This is a genomic window from Bacillus amyloliquefaciens DSM 7 = ATCC 23350 (assembly GCF_000196735.1).
GTDB lineage: Bacteria > Bacillota > Bacilli > Bacillales > Bacillaceae > Bacillus > Bacillus amyloliquefaciens.
The window spans coordinates 1,017,379-1,034,319 of record NC_014551.1 but is presented as its reverse complement, the minus strand read 5'-3'; the positions used below and the strand labels follow the sequence as shown (position 1 = coordinate 1,034,319).

Sequence of the window (16,941 nt, the reverse complement as noted above, 5' to 3'; positions counted from 1 at the left end):
GTTAACAATTGTCACAACAGGCATCTTGTTTAACCGTAAGGCTCCATCCATCATCCCAAGCTATAAATTGATTTTGATATTAGTCAGACGATAGATTACAAACGACATCTAACAATACATGGGCACCCGCTGCAAGGTCATGATCTTTCGTGTACTCTTCAGGGTTATGGCTGATCCCCTCTACACTTGGGACAAAAATCATAGCCGTTGGACAGATGCGGGCCATCATTTGTGCATCGTGCCCGGCTCCGGAGGTCATCCGTTTCGATTCCAGCCCTCGTTTATTTGCAGCCCGCTCAATCAATTCAACGATATTTTTATCAAATACCACGGGATTAAAACGGACTAATTGTTCAGATGTAATAGATGCGCTTTCAGACTCTACCAAATCTTTCAGGTAATTGGCTAGTGCCAATTCTTCTTGAGGTCTCTTTTCGTCCGGATCACATAAATCAACTGTAAATGTCGCTAATGACGGAATTACATTGATAGCATTTGGCTCAAAACCTAGTGATTAATACTGAGGGAGACACTGATAGTCTGGGGAACAGACAATTAATGCAGCGGCAAACGTCTTTCTTCTCACTAAAAAAAGCCTTAACTTCCGGGTGAAGTTAAGGCTTTTTAAGGTCGAGAATTTTATTTTTATGAGACCAGCCATGCAGTGTGGCTGACAAAAAACTTATGTGCCAATGGCAGGCTTTAGTTAAGCTTCTTCAGCTTCAATGACGATGGAAGAATCATTATAAACCGAGGTATCGGTTTCCTTCGTCATTTTACTTGTTAACAGTCCCGCAGTCATGCTGCCGCTGACATTTAAGGCGGTGCGCCCCATGTCAATTAACGGCTCAATTGAAATGAGCAGACCGGCAAGCGCAACAGGCATGTTTAAAGCGGATAAGACGAGAAGAGCCGCAAATGTCGCGCCGCCTCCTACGCCTGCTACACCGAAGGAACTGATTGCCACTATCGCGATGACGGAAATGATAAATCCCGGTTCAAACGGATTTTGCCCCACCGTCGGCGCAATCATCATCGCAAGCATCGCCGGGTAAATGCCGGCACAGCCGTTTTGTCCGATCGATAAGCCGAATGAACCTGCGAAGTTCGCAATTCCTTCCGGTACGCCCATGCTTTTTTGTGTTTTAATATTGAGCGGCAAAGCCCCTGCGCTAGAACGGGACGTAAAGGCAAACACCATGACCGGAAATGCTTTTTTCACATATGTGACCGGATTTAAACCGCTGAACGTAATCAGCAGCAAGTGAATGATAAACATGACGATAAGCGCGGCGTATGAAGCGATAACAAACATGCCCAATTTCACAATGCTGTCGATGTCGCTTGTCGCGATCGTTTTTGTCATAATCGCCAATACCCCGTAAGGCGTCAGCCTTAAAATTAATGTAACGACTCGCATAATAATCGCGTAAACCGCATCGACAATTCCGCTGAATGTCGCAGCGTGCTCCGGCTGCTTCCGTTTCACTCCGAGGAAAGCGATGCCGAGAAAAGCGGCGAAAATAACGACTCCGATGGTGGAAGTCGGTCTTCCCCCCGTGAAATCAAGAAACGGATTCGCCGGCAGAAGTTCAACGATTTGCTGAGGCAGCGTTTTGGCCGTCATATCCTCAGATTTTTGCTGCAGCTCCTGTCCTCTTGATAACTCAGTGCTCCCTTGGTCGATATGAACGGCCTTCAGATCAAAGGAAAGCGCCGAAACAATTCCGACTGCCGCGGCAATTGCTGTCGTGGCGATTAAAATTCCGATGATCAGGCCGCTGATTTTTCCGATGTTATGGGTCAGCTTCAGTTTCGTAAATGCGCCGAGAATGGAAATAAAGACGAGCGGCATGACGATCATCTGAAGCAATTTGACATAACCGCCGCCGGCGATATTAAACCAATCGGCCGTTTGTGTAACGATATGTGAAGCCGGCCCGTAAATCAATTGCAGTGCAAAACCGAATACAATGCCTAATCCGAGCGCGGTAAAGACACGTTTAGAAAAGGAAACGTGTTTTTTTTGCATCACAAACAGACCTGCTATAAGCAAAAGCATTATGAAAACATGTAAGACAACAAATAAATTCTCCAAAACAGGTAAACACTCCCTTGTTCATTATCCTTTAACACTATATTATATCAATTCCGATCGGTCAAGTAAGAATTGACAATATATGTATTTTTATAGACTTTTCTCTTTTCTTTCCACCCTTTCTTTAGTAACTTATATAAGGGTGATTGTTATGCTGAAGGAACTGTTTCTTAATTTGACGATTTTAATCACATTTAATTATCTCTTCACCCTTCTTTTTAAAGAGTCGCTTTCGCATAAAGAAGACCGTCCGATGTTTCAATTACTGAAGGGGACGGCCTGCGGGCTTTTAGGGGTTTTTCTGATTGCTTTCGGCTTTTCTTACTCCGATTCCATCATTGATCTCAGAAATATCCCCATTATTATTGCCGCTCTTTACGGAGGCTGGGTGTCTACGGCAGCTGCCTTTATGATTATCGTCGCAGGCCGGATACTGATCAATTTCAATGCCAGCGCCATTTTTTCCATCGTCGCAGTCGGGATGATTGCGATTCTTTCTGTGGCCGTCCTCAGAGGAAAAAAGCCGGATCGCAAAAAGGCGTTCGTTATGCTGCTTTTCTCAAACGTTATTTTCACCTTGACGATGCTGTTACTTATGCCTGAACAGCAGCCTGCCGGGGCCCTCGTTTATTATTGGCTCATTTCCACCGTGGGCGGAATGCTGTCACTGTATATCATCAAACACGAAGCCGACGCCCGCCTTTTATTCAAGCAATACAAGTTTCAAGCGAATTATGATTTTCTGACGGGAATTTTTAACAAGAGAAAATTTGAGGAAGTCTCGCGCGTTCTTTACGACCGGGCGTCTCAATCCGCCTCATCTCAGCTCGCGCTTATTTATTTTGATATTGATCACTTTAAACAGATCAATGATCAATACGGCCATTATGAAGGCGATCAAGTGCTGAAGGAACTGGGGGCGCGGCTGAGGTTCTTAATCAGCGGCTCTGATCCGTCAGCCCGGATCGGCGGCGAAGAATTTGCCGTGCTTATACCGAATTGCACATATAAAAAAGGGCTTCACCTCGCAGAAGAAATCAGACAGGCTATTGACGGGAACCCGATTCTTTTAACGAGCGGAGATACAATTCCCGTGACCGTTTCCCTCGGCATCGCGCATTATCCGACAAATACGGCGGATCCGCAGACATTGCCTCTGATCGCAGACCGGCTGCTGTACAAAGCAAAAACATCGGGACGCAACCAAGTATGCAGCACTGAAAAAAAAGAATGACCGCCGCAAGGGGAATCATTCTTTCTTTTCAGTGAGAACGCTGCTGCCCGGCAGGAAAACAGGAACCAGGCTGCCCTGATATTCTTTTTCAATAAACGCCGCGGTATCATCTGATTGATACAAAGACAGGAGTGTTCGCATCCGCTCATCATCTTTATCTTCAGCTCTGACGGCGATCAGATGGAGATACGCTTCCTTCATCTGCGCCGATCGGATCAATGCGTCCTTCTCCGCATGAAATCCTGCTTTTTTCGCGTCACTTTGACTGAGAACTGCTGCGTCAGCATGTTCCGCCGCTTGAAATGCGTTCTTTTTTGTTTCCGTTTTTAAGATCAGATGTTTCGGGTTGTCCTTGATCATATCTGCTGAACCCGTCCCGTTGAATCCTTTTTTCAATGTAATCAGTCCGGCCTCCTGCATGAGAAAGAGCGCTCTGTCGAAGGCCGCCGCTTCGTCAGGCACGGCAATGACCGCGCCGTCCGGTATATCCTCCAGCTGTTTATACTGCACCCCGATCGACGCCGCATATGTCGTTCCTAAAGGAGCCAGCTTATTTTTCACATTAGGCGGCAGGGATTTAAAATAAGAAACGGTTTGAAACGCATTGGCATCGAGATCTCCGCCGGCAAGTGCCAAATCAGCCTCCGCATAATCCGAAAACGCTGCCAATGAAAGATTCAACCCTTTCTCTCTTGCTTTTTTTGCGACAAAATCCCAGATCATTTGATCAGATTCATTGATTCCGATAGTAATTGTCCGATTCCCCGCGGGGGAATGGCATGAAGTAAGTGACATGATCACGATGAAGAGAAACAGACTGTTTATAAGCCGCAGGTTCAAGATAACCTACTCCCTATCTATTGTTATGTGCAAAAGCTGCACCATGCATTCGGGCTATGATTATGTTAACAATACCGATTTAAAAAAGGGTTGTCAATTGCTTCCTTCACAGGGTAAAAAGCGGCTTTTACCAGCTGAAAATGTGCTGTTCAGTCTCAGATCGGCTTTCCCCACCAGAGTGTTCCGCCTTAAATAATGTTATTTCAAAAAAAGTTACATTTAGCAGTTGTTTTTTCTCCGGATTACTGGTAGAGTAAAGGTAATTATTTTTGTTCGAACTATCTTTAAGAAGAAAGTTTTGTAAGAGTTTTCGTCTTGGAAGTTTGTTTTAGAGCAAGAATAGTGAATTTAAGCGTTATGTCGCTTTAGGAGGAAATTTCATGTTAGAAGGTAAAGTAAAATGGTTCAACTCTGAAAAAGGATTCGGATTCATCGAAGTAGAAGGTCAAGACGATGTATTCGTTCACTTCTCTGCTATTCAAGGCGAAGGCTTCAAAACTTTAGAAGAAGGCCAATCTGTTTCTTTCGAAATCGTTGAAGGAAACCGCGGACCACAAGCTGCTAACGTAACAAAAGCATAAATGTCTTAAAAAACCTGCCGGTGTACGCCGGCAGGTTTTTTTAATTTAAAAGCTGTTTTGACAAAGGCAAAACAGCTTTTTATATCAGGTAGCAATATCCCGTTTTAAGAAGACGCCGAATGCGAGCGCCATAAAAATGATGAAGTAAATCACAAGCATCACAACCGAAAATGTCATCGTCATGCCCTCTACTAAAGGAGTCCCGTTCATATATTGCGATAAATCCGTATTGGCAAATAAAATATATTTTGCCCATTCAAATTTCGCAGCGAGAAATACAGTCGCCGTGCTTCCCATAACCAATAGAAAAATAGAGAATCCGACCGCTAACGAACTGTTCCGGAATACTGCAGACAGCATAAACGCCATCGTCGCAAGCATAAAGGCCGAGACAGATTCATATACGTATGTTTTCGCCAGAAATGCGATGATATTTTGCTCAAAAACTTGTCCGTCTTTGTATACGAGATGAACATTAGCGGCTGTGTCGCCGCTTGTGCCGAAAAAGAGTAATCCCAACAGAGCGGAGCCGGCAAATAAAATTACAAGCATAAGCAGCCCGAACAGCAGCACCGTCATATATTTAGAAAGCAAAATCTGAAAACGGCTGAGCGGGCGGATGGCCAGAAGCTTGATCGTCCCCCAGTTGAACTCATTCGCCACGATGCCTGCGGCAATGATGATCGTAAACAAGCCGGTCAAAACAGTCATCATCGCAGAATCAGCTACGTATGACCATACTGTGTACCCTGTATCTTTCGGGATATTATGATCAATGCGATATTCATTTATCGCGATATTCTGTTTCAGATTATCAATGAGAGTCTGATTTCCGGTTTCCTTCATCTGCTGTTTCATTTCTTTGTTTTCAGCCTGGAGCTCTTGTTTCCAATTCGGATTGGCTTCATTGGAAGTAAAGTGGTTTGACAGAAGCGCAAAGCCTATCATCGCAACGCCTAAAATCACAATCATTGCCCACGTGCCGACACGGCTGAAAATTTTAATCCATTCATTATAGATCAGGTTAAACATATTGAACCTCCTCTTTCGTTCCCCCGGTAATTTCCAAGAAACGGTCTTCTAAAGATTTTGTGACGATTTTCACTTCATATAAGCGGACATTTTCACGGACGAGAAGTGAAATCACATCAGGCACTTCCTGTTTTGACAGCTTGATCTCAAAGCCGTTTGTCTTCTTCACACAGTCAAATTGAGTCAGGACGGCAAGTGCCTCTTCTCTTTGTTCAATATGGAAGAAGTATGTATCTTTATCCTCTTTTCCTTCATCCCTTACCTTTTGTATATCGACAAGCTCCCCCTTTTGCAGAATGCCGATTCGATCGCACATTAACTCCATTTCTGACAGCAGATGGCTTGAGACGATGACCGCCATCCCTTTTTCACGTGTCAGCTTTTTCAGGTGGTCCCTGATTTCCCTGATGCCTGCGGGATCAAGGCCGTTTGTCGGTTCATCCAGAATCAGAACCTTAGGATTATGCAGCAGGCTTTGGGCAAGGCCGAGGCGCTGTCTCATCCCAAGAGAATAGGTTTTTACTTTGTCATGTATTCTGTCCTGTAATCCGACGAGCTCGATGACCTCATCTATTTTTTCTTTCGTAACGCCTTTTACCATCCTTGCGTACTGCTGTAAGTTTTTATAACCGCTCAGGAATTTGTACAGTTCCGGGTTTTCCACGATGGCTCCGATGTGCCTGACCGCTTTTGAATAGTTTTTCGTAATGGATTCTCCGCAGATTACGATGTCTCCATGAGACAGTTTCATTAATCCGACCATCATTCTGATCGTAGTGGTTTTTCCCGCTCCGTTCGGCCCTAAAAACCCAAATACTTCGCCCGCTTGGACGGAAAAGCTCAGATCATGAATAATCGTTCGTCCTTTTATCGTTTTCTTTACCTGTTGCAGTTCCAATACCGTTTCCAATTAGAATCCCCCTTCTTTTTCGTGCTTCTGCATGACGCTTTTATACCATTGAAGCACGGACATTCCTTCCTGTTCGCGAATTTCTTCGACCTCGCGCTGTTCAGCGATTTTCCCTTTTCTGAACACCATCACTTCGTCTAACAGCGTCTCAATCTCATCGATCTCATGTGTGGCGATGACTACGATCTGACTGTCAAAATCAATATAAGATACGAGACTGTTGACAATCGATTCCCTGACCGCCGGATCCAGGCCGGAAAACGGCTCATCCAGCAGAATAACGGATGCTCTTCTCGACAGGGCCAGGACGATTTTCAGCCTGCCCCGGCTGCCTTTGGACAGTTCTTTTATCTTCTGCTCCGCTGAGAGATTCATTTCCGATAATAGGCCGTGTGCTTTTTCCAGCTGAAAATCCGGGAACTGTGAATGATAAAATGCGAGCATATCACCGACAGTCGTCCGGGCGAAAAACATATCATGTTCGGTTAAATAAGCCGTACGAAAAAGCATGTTCCGGCTTACGGCACGGCCTCCGATCCGGACTGTGCCCGCGGTCGGGAACGCAAGCCCGGCAAGCATTTTCAGCGTTGTGGATTTACCGCTTCCGTTCGGCCCTAATATTCCGTAGATCTTACCCGGAGACAATGAAAATGAGACATCGCTGACCGCGAGCCTGCGGCCGTATTTTTTTGTGACGTGTTCAAAATCAAGATTCATCGTTTGCTTCCTCCGCATATTGTTTGATCCCGTCGAGCATTTCTTGAGCAGATAGCCCCAGCTCCGCCATTTCCTGAATAAAGCGTTTGAATACGTCTTTTGTCAGCCGGTCTTTCAGCTCTGCTTTCAGATCAGGTCTTTCTGATATAAAGGTTCCCTGTCCTCTTTTCGTTTCCACGATCCCCAGCCTTTCCATTTCACTGTATGTTCTTTGTATCGTATTCGGATTCACTTTCATCTGTAAGGCCATCTCTCTGACGGACGGCAATTTGTCTCCCGGCGAAAGCTCACTTCGGATCAGCCGGTAATATACACGGTCGGCAATCTGCAGATAAATCGGCTTAGATGACTGAAATTCATGCTCCATCATTACACCTCAACCTTGCGATTCAGCAGCATAGAGGCCAGCGCGAGACAAACCGCCGAAAACACGATCACGGCAAGGAAGCTGAAAAGCGAGAAGTGGACGGCCGTCAGTTCCATCTTCCAGCCGGCCAATTTTGTATAGTGAAAATCAAAATCCGCATACACTTTTACCGGCCATAAATGATGCTGAGATGAAGTGAAAGGCGTCATGATTTTATCGTCAATATAAGACCATACTGCGGCAAGCACGATGCAGATCACCCAACGGAGGACGGGAAAATGTTTTAACGAGTGAAAAACAGTCCAAAATACGGCTACGATCACTGATAAGTACGCTGAACTGATCAGCAGATAAGCATTCAGTCCGGTCATTGTGCCGGCAAGGGGAACGGGCTGTTCAAGGGCTCCTTTTGCAGAAAGCATCCGGTACATCCAAATGCCGTAGCCGGTCAGCGCCAGCTGTCCGATAAACTGATACAGCAGTGAGGCCGTTAGCTTGGAAGCCAGCAGATAAAACCCGCCATTCGGATTGTAAAGCCACAGCTGATTTTTCCCTTCCTTATGGAGGTGATAGTACATAAAAAGCGGCGCCACAAGAAATTGAAAAAACCCCATTGCCGCAAAAAAGCCGAAAATGACGAGCGGTTCTTTCTGCCGGGCAGCGATTATGTGGGCTGTAAGCGCCCAGCAAATCATGACGCAAAGCCAAACTGCGAGCCAGACCCATGAAACCTTCGCATCTTTTTTCAGCAAACCTAAAAACGATGTCATTCTTTTTCTCTCCATTCGAATCCAGTGTATGAGTAACATAGTACACTAGATCATAGTGAATGACAATATCTTCAATAAAAAAAGGCAAATCCGCTCTTACGCAGATTTGCCTTTTCCGTTACTTCTTTTTGTTTTTTAAGGAGAGCAGCGCATCACGATAGCTGCTATCCTGCATTTTGCCGCCGCTTTCGGGATCATTTGTTTCCTGATCCGTGTCAGAAGTCTTAAACTTCTGAAGCGCCTGACGGTACACATCATCGCCCATTGTATTCTTTTTCTCACGGGGAGCTTCAGATTTTACAACGACGGGAACATGCTCGGCCGAGCGTTCCTCGGCCGGATCATGCTTTTCCGGCTGTTCGGCTGCAGTGCCGATCGCTTCTCTGGTTTCTTCTCTGACATTCTGTCCTGCAGCAGTGCTGCGGACATTGAATGTGATAAGAAGTGCAATTACAATGACAGCAGCAATAACCGCTATAATAATGGCCATATAACCCTCTCCTTACTGTCGTCCGGCTGTTAAATTACCTGTAACCTGGCTGACACGTCGGCCAAGCGCTCGGCCTAATTGAAGGCCTTCTTCCGTCATCAGCACATCGCTGTCAACCGGGCATGTGACGCCTGCGCCGTAGTAAGAGCCGTACAGAGCGTTTTCAGGGACGTTTCCGGGAAGGCCGACAACAATCATGCCTTGGTGAAACATCGGAGTAATCAGATTGTGCATTGTCATTTCTAATCCGCCGTGCGTTGTCGCCGTCGTGCAGAATACAGCGCCGACTTTATCAATCAGCTCGCCTTCAGCCCACAGGTAGCCGAGTTTGTCGATCCACGCTTTTAAGCCTGAACTGATAGTGCCAAAGTGTCCTGGGCATCCCCAGATAATGGCATCCATATCTTTCAGCTTGCGGATGTCGGCTTGATCGACATGGTCAATCAGAACCTCAGCCTCAGCGTTTTCTCTTGCTCCTTCCGCAATGGCTTCGGCAAGGTGTTTTGTGTGTTCGCCTTCACTATCGTACACTACGTAAATTTTCATTCAGGAAACCTCCCATTCAGATGATTAAGATTCCTTCACTTCTTTAGGGGCCGGAAGCAATGACAGCTCCTCTTTTTTCTTCGCCCGCTGTTTGTCTTTCCGTACGTCACGCAAGAACAGGCTCAGGACAACGCCGATAACAGCGAAAATCGTCGCCCACATAAACGCGTCATTAATCCCCATAACATTGGAATTAAGTGAAGCTGTTTTGTAGAGATATGAATAAACGGTTTGTTTCGCCGCATCAAGCGACATGTTCATGTTGACCATTAAATTCGAAACCGCGCTTTGGAACGACTGCATGAAGTTTGGATCAGCCGTGCTCGTTTTATCCGCAATCTGCGAATAATGCATAGTCGTGCGGTTCGTATAAATAGTTGTGATCAAACTTGTTCCGATTGAACCGCTGATCTGGCGGAGCGTGTTGCTCATCGCCGTGCCGTGGCTGTTCAATCGTGCCGGAAGCTGGTTCATTCCGGCTGTCATAACAGGCATCATTAACAGTGACATACCGAATGCGCGGATGGCATAGACAAGCATGATATGCGTATAAGGTGTGTCAATTGTCAATTTTGTATACTGGAATGTCGTTGCGACCGTGATGACCAGCCCGATGATCGCAAGCGGTCTCGGACCGATTTTGTCAAACAGAATACCGGAAATCGGCGACATGATCAGCATGACAATCGCGCCCGGCAATAGCAAGAGACCCGATTGCAGCGCCGTAAAGCCGACTAAGTTCTGCAGGTAAATCGGAAGCAGGAACATTCCTGTGTAAAGCGCAATGGTAATAATGATGTTAATCACACTGGAAAGTGAGAAAATATCATATTTAAATACCCGGAAGTCGAGCATCGGTTTTTCAGAGCGCAATTGCTGAATGACAAACGCGGCAATCGCGATGATACCGACAATGACAGTAGACAGAACGATCGGATCTCCCCAGCCGTCACTGCCCGCTTCACTGACTCCGTAAAGCAATGAAGCAAATCCGACAATGGATAGGATCGCACCCAAGCTGTCGAGTTTGATTTTTTGCGGTTCCACCAAGTTCTTAAAGAGGAAGAACGCTACGATAATAACGATCGCCCCGATCGGAACAAGGCCGTAGAACATAATGCGCCATGTGTAATGCTCAATGATCCAGCCGGAAAGAGTCGGTCCGACCGCAGGAGCAAACATCATCGCAAGACCGAAAATCCCCATTCCTTTCCCCCTGCTTTCAGGCGGGAAGATAAGCAGAATGGTTGTCATGACAAGCGGCTGCAGGATACCGCCGCCGACCGCCTGAATTAACCGGCCGATCAGCATGGTTGAGAAGTTAGGCGCGATACCGCAGACTAACGTTCCCGCTGTAAAACAGAACATGGCTACGAGAAAGAGGCTTCTCTGCCCGAACCGGGTAATTAAGAAGGCCGATAACGGAATCAAAACGCCGTTGACCAGCATGTACCCGGTCGTCAGCCACTGAATCGTCGTCGCACTCACACCGAACTCGGTCATTAAGTGCGGCATCGCCACGTTAAGAAGCGTTTGGTTCAAGATCGCCAGGAATAACCCGGCCATAAGCACAATAAGCAATGTTTTAGGACTTTTTACTTGATTATCTGATTTAGCCACCTAAGACAACCTCCCTTCATGGTTTGATGACTGATCTGTATTATTCAGAGATTTTTACAGATGCGTTCATACCAGGAAGCACCTTGTCAGATGGGTTGCTAAGTGAAATTTTAACAGGAACTTTTTGCGTTACTTTTGTGTAGTTGCCGCTTGAGTTTGAAGAAGGCAGCATATCAAAAGTTGAAGTTGTCGCATAACCGATTTCTTCTACAGTTCCGTCAAATGTTGTATTCGGGTCTCCGTCAACAACGACATCTACTTTGTTTCCTACTTCAATGTCTTTAATGTCTGTTTCTTTAATGTTCGCAGTGATGTAAAGGTGTTTCATGTCAATTTCCTGGGCAATTGTCGTACCGGCTTGCACCATTTGGCCGTTTTTCACTTGGTTTTTCACGATTGTTCCATCCATGATGGCTTTTACGTCAGCATTTTGCTGTCCTTTGATTTTTGCAACAACGTCGTTTTTACTTACTTCTTTCCCCTCGTCAAGGTTCCAGTCAGTTACTTTACCCGCAGCAGGAGCTGTGATAGCAGCCATGTCGCCGGCAACTTTCGCTTCATCGGTTTTTACATAGTGTGTGCTTTGATAATAGTAGTAAGCACCTCCGCCTATAATTGCAAGAACAACAATCAAACCGATAATGTTGGTCAGAATTAAACGTCCTCTGTTCATTTTGTTTTCTCCTTTCGTTTCTTCCTCTATCATTTTGTGGAATGATGATAAAAATATGTGGGGATTTTTTTATTTACCGTTTTTCACTGCACAGCCGTTTGCAAGCTTCGTTAAACTTTCGGCAAGCTTGCGCAGGTACTGCAGGTCAGCGGTATTGAGCTGCTGGTATAAGATCGCCGCTTTTTCGGCATATTGAACAGCAGCTTTCTGTAGAAGTTCTTCCCCCTCTTCGGTTAACTGAATCATAACAACACGCCGGTCGTCGTGATAGTCGCTCCGATCCATTAAGCGGCGCTTATACAGAATATCGGTCATTCTCGTGACAGACGCCGGTTTCAGATCAAGCGACAAAGCCAGCCTTGAAAGCTGCGTGCTTTTGCTCTTATGTATTTTGAACATCAGCAGATACTGCAGGACTGTAATATCATAAGGTTCCAGAACTGTCTCCAGAATCATTTTCTGCTTTTTGTAAATCGATCTGGAAGTATCAAACAGCTGTTCAAAACTGAGCAAAGCGAGCTCTGATTCAATCACCGTATTTTCACCTCATTCCCTTAATAATAGTTCACAAGATAAAATATTAATAAATGTAAGAAGGTTTGTAAAGAGAAAAGTTTCATTTTTTAAGGATTTTTTTTATGCCGCTTTTTCTCTTTATTTTTAATTAAAAAAAGCCGAGAGGAAGAATCGCAGCCGCACGATTCTTCACTCGGCTTTTTGTTTAATACGATGCTTTGCTTACACCCGCTTCTTCTTTTTGAAAAAAGCTTTTCAGCGCTTGAAATACGTCTGATTTCTGCTTCAGGATGTAATATTTAAATTTATCATCTTTGACATTTTTATAGGCGGACATGAGTGTGGAATGCCTGTTATATTGATTGACCTCACCGTAGCAGAACAGATTCGATTTTTTCATGATGTCATTGACAAGCTTTACGCACCTCGCATTATCCGATGTTAAATTATCTCCGTCTGAGAAATGGAACGGGTAGATGTTGTAGCGCGCGGGATCATATTTTTCATCAATTAATTCAAGAGACTTCCGGTATACGGAGGAGCAGATGGTTCCGCCGCTCTCGCCTTTTGAAAAGAAATCTTCTTCAGACACAACCTTCGCTTCCGTATGATGGGCGATAAATTCGATATCAACCGTTTCATACTTTGTCCGTAAAAATCGTGTCATCCAAAAAAAGAAGCTCCTCGCCATATATTTTTCCCATACGCCCATCGAACCGCTTGTATCCATCATGGCTAATACGACAGCTTTCGATTCCGGCTTCGTCACATCATTCCATGTTTTGTATTTCAAATCTTCCGGATAAATCGGGTAAAACGACGGCTTGCCTGACATGGCGTTTCGTTTATAGGCCGACAGCATCGTCCTTTTCTTATCAATATTCCCTGTCAGTCCGGTTTTCCGGATATCATTGAACTCGATATCGGTATGGACGATATTGTCCCTTTCTTTTTGCTGCAGATTCGGCAGTTCTAATTCCTGAAACAGCGCTTCTTCCAGATCCATCAATGAAACTTCCGCTTCATAATAATCCTCGCCTGCCTGATCGCCGGCTCCCTGGCCTTTTCCGGCCCCCTGCTTTTTATCTGCGCCGTCTCTTGCGACGACATCGCCGACTTCGCTGTCACCGTCACCTTGGCCGACATGTTTGTTTTTATCATAGTTATAACGGATTTTATATTCATCATGCGAACGAATCGGGATTTTCACGACATCCTTTCCGTTGGACATAATAATGCTTTCCTCAGTGACAAGGTCCGGAAGGTTGTTTTTTATCGCTTCCTGTACTTTCTTTTGGTGGCGCTGCTGGTCGTCAAAGCCTTTGCGATGGAGGGACCAGTCTTCCTCTGAAATCAAAAAATTTCCGCTGTCATTACGGGACATGAATTCCCCTCCTTAACCGTTATGGTCGTTTTACATGTGTATTCCGGCTTGTTCCTGTTTATGAAACAAGTCCGGCGAAAAGATTTATTCTTATCTTATGCCGGACGGACTTTCCAATTGACAAACAATTGCGAAAAACAGACAAAAGAACCCGTCCTTATACGGACGGGCCTTTCATGAATCAAGCATCAGCGGTTTAACAAGCTTCCGACATACTTCAGCAGTTCATTTGCGCTTGTCGAATTATAGCCGTGTTCATCTATTAACCGCGCCACTACCTCATTGACCTTTTTAAGCTGCTGCTCATCCGGCGTTTTGGTTGAAGTCGTAATTTTCACCACATCTTTTAAGTCGGCGAACAGCTTTTTCTGAATCGCTTCCCGGAGTCTTTCATGTGAATTGTAGTCGAAGCGTTTTCCTTTTCTTGCATAGGCCGATATGCGGATTAAAATTTCTTCTCGGAACGCTTTTTTCGCGTTTTCTGAAATGCCGATCTGCTCTTCAATGGATCTCATCAGCTTTTCGTCAGGATTCATTTCTTCTCCCGTCAGCGGATCGCGGAGCTTATTTTTGTTGCAGTACGCTTCCACATTATCTAGATAATTATCCATGAGTGTTTTAGCGGATTCTTCATATGAATAGACAAACGCCTTCTGCACTTCTTTTTTGGCAATGTCATCGTACTCTTTCCGGGCGGCGGAAATAAAATTCATATACCGCTCTTTGTCCTCGGCAGAGATGGAAGGATGCTGGTCAAGTCCTTCTTTTAAGGAACGCAGCACGTCAAGCGAATTGATGGATTCCATATTTTTTCTGATAATTGTTGAGGAAATGCGGTTGATGACATAGCGCGGATCGATTCCGCTCATTCCTTCATCATGGAATTCCTTCTTCATATCCTCCAGATCAACAGAATTGTAACCTTCAACGCTTTCCCCGTCATAGAGCCTCATTTTTTTGACAAGATCAATATCAGACCGGTTCGGTTCCTTCAGCCGGGTTAAAATAGAAAACATCGCAGCCACTTTTAATGTATGGGGGGCGATGTGAACGTCAGAAACATCACTTTCAGAAATCATTTTTTCATAAATCCGTTCTTCCTCGGACACCTTTAAATTATAAGGGACAGGCATCACGATGATTCTGGAATGAAGGGCTTCATTTTTTTTATTGGCAATAAACGAGCGGTACTCCGTTTCGTTCGTATGCGCAACAATCAATTCGTCAGCTGAGATGAGCGCAAACCGCCCGGCTTTGAAATTCCCTTCCTGCGTGAGTGACAGAAGGTGCCACAGAAATTTTTCATCGCATTTCAGCATTTCCTGAAACTCCATCATTCCGCGGTTTGCTTTATTTAATTCCCCGTCAAACCGATAGGCGCGTGGATCTGATTCCGAGCCGTATTCGGCAATCGTTGAAAAATCAATGCTCCCCGTCAAGTCGGCAATATCCTGTGATTTCGGGTCGGACGGACTGAAGGTTCCGATTCCGGTACGCTTATCCTCAGAGAAGAAAATGCGTTCAACCTTTACATCTTCAATTCTGCCGCCGTAATCTTCTTCAAGCCGCATGACATTAAGCGGAGACAGGCTGCCCTCAATTCTGATCCCGTATTCTCTGTAGAAGTCTTCGCGCAGATGATGGGGAATGAGATGGAGAGGATCTTCATGCATCGGGCAGCCTTTGATGGCGTAAACTGCGCCGTTGTCTGTCAATGAGTAGGCTTCAAGCCCTTTTTTCAGCATGGTGACAAGGGTTGATTTCCCGCCGCTGACGGGTCCCATTAATAGCAAAATCCGTTTTCTTACATCGAGCCGCTTGGCAGCCGGGTGAAAGTATTCCTCCACGAGCCGTTCCAGAGATTCTTCAAGGCCGAACAGCTCCCGCGAGAAAAAGCTGTATGTCTTTTTACCGTCATTCTCCTCGATTCCGCTGTCTTTTATCATATTAAAAACGCGAGAATGAGCAGACTGTGCGACCAATGGATTTTCTTTTATGATCTCCAAATAATCAGCGAACGTCCCTTCCCATTTGAGACGCTGCTCTTCCTCTCTGTACTTTTCAATTTTCTTTAATATATCCATAAGAACCTCCTCTATCATGGTTAATGCACTAGAAATAAGGTACTTTGTTACAATCTATGCGGTGATGTGAAATACATGCTTTTCGTTTCTTAAAAATAAAGGCGTTTTAAGGCGGTCATTGACAAGGGTCCGGTGCACCGTTCATAATGAAAGAAATACAGTTTCATCCAGACTCGGACAGCAAATGGAAAAGCAAAGAGGAGGAGAAATGATGAAAACGATCATTTTACTGGGGGTCATTCTCACTTTTTTAGTATCCATTTTTACGGCGGGTTACGACAGCAAGCCTGAAAACGAATAACGGCAAAAAGGGTGCTCCTTATGAAGAGCACCCTTTCCTGTACAACATAACAATGTTTCATATTTGAATGTGTTCTTGGACAGTTGATTTCTCATGTGTTTTACAGCTTGTTCGATACTCGATTTTTCCGATTTTGCACCCCGGGCCGATTTCCACATGCTTCCCTCTGACGATGTCCGCTTTCGTATATTCGAGGTAAACCGTGTCTCCTTCAATCAATTCAGCAGAAAGCATTCCCGCTTTCCGTTTAAGAAGACCGGGTTTCCGTCTGACGGTAATCGATGTGCCGCCGATTTCTTTGACTTTGCTTTGGTCATAACGCAAATGGATGTTTACGTCTCCCGCGTTTAACAATCCCGCCACATTGATACAGCCGGTTACATGAAGCTGCTCCGTCTCGCAATCCCCGCTGACGGTGAGACTGCCTTTTATATGGCACTGCTCTCCCGCAGCACTGCCGGAAATGTCAGCAAGTCCTTTCAGCCTCATTCGGGTGAAACGCATAGAGCCGCCAATTTTCAGCGTGCCGATCACATTTGCGGAACGAGCCGATAAATCTCCTTCAACCTCATGCTCTCCGAAAATTTTCAGCCGATTGGTTTCGGCATCTCCGAGAAAACGCCCTGTACCGAATATCCGGCAGCGTTCGCTTCGAAGTCCTTCGCCGACAGTCCCTTCGCCTTTAATGCTTACATTCTGGTAGGAGCCTCCGGCCGCGTGTCCGGCTCCGTACATTTTTAAATGACTCAATTTTTTTGTTGTTTCCACTGCAGCTCCT

General features: G+C 45.3%; 18 protein-coding genes. 2 read left to right on the top strand and 16 right to left on the bottom strand.

Annotation, left to right across the window (positions count from 1 at the left end; genetic code table 11):
• Window positions 1-79: 79 nt before the first annotated feature.
• On the bottom strand, window positions 80-415 hold the full coding sequence (locus BAMF_RS25690; RefSeq protein ID WP_013351630.1) for a M20/M25/M40 family metallo-hydrolase: 336 nt from the start codon (window positions 413-415) through the stop codon (window positions 80-82).
• A gap of 291 nt (window positions 416-706) precedes the next feature.
• Window positions 707-2,098, bottom strand: a complete 1,392-nt coding sequence (locus BAMF_RS25685) for an L-cystine transporter (RefSeq protein ID WP_013351629.1) — start codon at window positions 2,096-2,098, stop codon at window positions 707-709.
• A 151-nt stretch (window positions 2,099-2,249) separates the two neighbouring features.
• Between BAMF_RS25685 and BAMF_RS25680 the strand changes: the two genes are divergently transcribed.
• Window positions 2,250-3,332: a GGDEF domain-containing protein gene (locus BAMF_RS25680; protein WP_013351628.1), complete on the top strand. Its 1,083-nt coding sequence runs from the start codon at window positions 2,250-2,252 to the stop codon at window positions 3,330-3,332.
• A gap of 15 nt (window positions 3,333-3,347) precedes the next feature.
• Here the strand turns inward: BAMF_RS25680 and BAMF_RS25675 are convergent, their stop codons facing one another.
• Window positions 3,348-4,172 carry a MetQ/NlpA family ABC transporter substrate-binding protein gene (locus tag BAMF_RS25675; protein ID WP_013351627.1) on the bottom strand — a complete coding sequence of 275 codons (825 nt, stop codon included), beginning with the start codon at window positions 4,170-4,172 and terminating at the stop codon, window positions 3,348-3,350.
• A 380-nt stretch (window positions 4,173-4,552) separates the two neighbouring features.
• Between BAMF_RS25675 and cspB the strand changes: the two genes are divergently transcribed.
• Window positions 4,553-4,753, top strand: coding sequence for a cold shock-like protein CspB (gene cspB, locus BAMF_RS25670; RefSeq protein WP_003155376.1), 201 nt, complete (start codon window positions 4,553-4,555; stop codon window positions 4,751-4,753).
• Window positions 4,754-4,837: 84 nt separating this feature from the next.
• On the opposite strand, the gene BAMF_RS25665 is transcribed toward cspB, so the two are convergent.
• The 13 genes from BAMF_RS25665 to BAMF_RS25605 form a co-directional block, all read right to left on the bottom strand.
• Complete coding sequence (locus BAMF_RS25665; RefSeq protein ID WP_013351626.1) at window positions 4,838-5,785, bottom strand: ABC transporter permease; 948 nt, start codon at window positions 5,783-5,785, stop codon at window positions 4,838-4,840.
• Entirely contained in the window at window positions 5,778-6,695 is a 918-nt protein-coding gene (locus BAMF_RS25660) for an ABC transporter ATP-binding protein (RefSeq protein WP_013351625.1), read from the bottom strand. The genes BAMF_RS25665 and BAMF_RS25660 overlap by 8 nt, the downstream gene beginning before the upstream one ends.
• On the bottom strand, window positions 6,696-7,412 hold the full coding sequence (locus BAMF_RS25655) for an ABC transporter ATP-binding protein (protein WP_041481636.1): 717 nt from the start codon (window positions 7,410-7,412) through the stop codon (window positions 6,696-6,698).
• On the bottom strand, window positions 7,402-7,779 hold the full coding sequence (locus BAMF_RS25650; RefSeq protein ID WP_013351623.1) for a GntR family transcriptional regulator: 378 nt from the start codon (window positions 7,777-7,779) through the stop codon (window positions 7,402-7,404). The genes BAMF_RS25655 and BAMF_RS25650 overlap by 11 nt, the downstream gene beginning before the upstream one ends.
• Before the next feature lie 2 nt (window positions 7,780-7,781).
• On the bottom strand, window positions 7,782-8,549 hold the full coding sequence (locus BAMF_RS25645) for a hypothetical protein (protein WP_013351622.1): 768 nt from the start codon (window positions 8,547-8,549) through the stop codon (window positions 7,782-7,784).
• A 118-nt stretch (window positions 8,550-8,667) separates the two neighbouring features.
• Window positions 8,668-9,039: a hypothetical protein gene (locus BAMF_RS25640; protein ID WP_013351621.1), complete on the bottom strand. Its 372-nt coding sequence runs from the start codon at window positions 9,037-9,039 to the stop codon at window positions 8,668-8,670.
• A 12-nt stretch (window positions 9,040-9,051) separates the two neighbouring features.
• The gene (locus BAMF_RS25635) at window positions 9,052-9,585 is read right to left on the bottom strand and encodes an NAD(P)H-dependent oxidoreductase (RefSeq protein ID WP_013351620.1); all 534 of its coding nucleotides are present in this window, start codon (window positions 9,583-9,585) and stop codon (window positions 9,052-9,054) included.
• 24 nt (window positions 9,586-9,609) lie between these two features.
• On the bottom strand, window positions 9,610-11,151 hold the full coding sequence (locus BAMF_RS25630) for a DHA2 family efflux MFS transporter permease subunit (protein ID WP_088030675.1): 1,542 nt from the start codon (window positions 11,149-11,151) through the stop codon (window positions 9,610-9,612).
• A gap of 94 nt (window positions 11,152-11,245) precedes the next feature.
• A complete protein-coding gene (locus BAMF_RS25625) occupies window positions 11,246-11,911 on the bottom strand; it encodes an HlyD family secretion protein (RefSeq protein WP_014471640.1) in 666 nt (221 codons plus the stop codon).
• A gap of 36 nt (window positions 11,912-11,947) precedes the next feature.
• Window positions 11,948-12,412, bottom strand: coding sequence for a MarR family transcriptional regulator (locus BAMF_RS25620; RefSeq protein WP_013351617.1), 465 nt, complete (start codon window positions 12,410-12,412; stop codon window positions 11,948-11,950).
• A gap of 187 nt (window positions 12,413-12,599) precedes the next feature.
• Window positions 12,600-13,778, bottom strand: a complete 1,179-nt coding sequence (gene yhbH / locus BAMF_RS25615) for a sporulation protein YhbH (RefSeq protein ID WP_013351616.1) — start codon at window positions 13,776-13,778, stop codon at window positions 12,600-12,602.
• Window positions 13,779-13,966: 188 nt separating this feature from the next.
• Window positions 13,967-15,862, bottom strand: coding sequence for a serine/threonine protein kinase PrkA (prkA, locus tag BAMF_RS25610; protein WP_013351615.1), 1,896 nt, complete (start codon window positions 15,860-15,862; stop codon window positions 13,967-13,969).
• Between the two features lie 358 nt (window positions 15,863-16,220).
• Window positions 16,221-16,931 carry a hypothetical protein gene (locus BAMF_RS25605; protein WP_013351614.1) on the bottom strand — a complete coding sequence of 237 codons (711 nt, stop codon included), beginning with the start codon at window positions 16,929-16,931 and terminating at the stop codon, window positions 16,221-16,223.
• Window positions 16,932-16,941 lie beyond the last annotated feature (10 nt).

Excerpts from the sequence above, each read along its gene's own strand:
- BAMF_RS25680 (WP_013351628.1), top strand. The coding sequence starts at position 2,250 with ATGCTGAAGGAACTGTTTCTTAATTTGACGATTTTAATCACATTTAAT.
- cspB (WP_003155376.1), top strand. The coding sequence starts at position 4,553 with ATGTTAGAAGGTAAAGTAAAATGGTTCAACTCTGAAAAAGGATTCGGA.
- BAMF_RS25665 (WP_013351626.1), bottom strand. The coding sequence starts at position 5,785 with ATGTTTAACCTGATCTATAATGAATGGATTAAAATTTTCAGCCGTGTC.
- BAMF_RS25655 (WP_041481636.1), bottom strand. The coding sequence starts at position 7,412 with ATGAATCTTGATTTTGAACACGTCACAAAAAAATACGGCCGCAGGCTC.
- BAMF_RS25650 (WP_013351623.1), bottom strand. The coding sequence starts at position 7,779 with ATGGAGCATGAATTTCAGTCATCTAAGCCGATTTATCTGCAGATTGCC.
- BAMF_RS25645 (WP_013351622.1), bottom strand. The coding sequence starts at position 8,549 with ATGACATCGTTTTTAGGTTTGCTGAAAAAAGATGCGAAGGTTTCATGG.
- BAMF_RS25640 (WP_013351621.1), bottom strand. The coding sequence starts at position 9,039 with ATGGCCATTATTATAGCGGTTATTGCTGCTGTCATTGTAATTGCACTT.
- BAMF_RS25635 (WP_013351620.1), bottom strand. The coding sequence starts at position 9,585 with ATGAAAATTTACGTAGTGTACGATAGTGAAGGCGAACACACAAAACAC.
- BAMF_RS25630 (WP_088030675.1), bottom strand. The coding sequence starts at position 11,151 with ATGGCCGGGTTATTCCTGGCGATCTTGAACCAAACGCTTCTTAACGTG.
- BAMF_RS25625 (WP_014471640.1), bottom strand. The coding sequence starts at position 11,911 with ATGATAGAGGAAGAAACGAAAGGAGAAAACAAAATGAACAGAGGACGT.
- yhbH (WP_013351616.1), bottom strand. The coding sequence starts at position 13,778 with ATGTCCCGTAATGACAGCGGAAATTTTTTGATTTCAGAGGAAGACTGG.
- prkA (WP_013351615.1), bottom strand. The coding sequence starts at position 15,862 with ATGGATATATTAAAGAAAATTGAAAAGTACAGAGAGGAAGAGCAGCGT.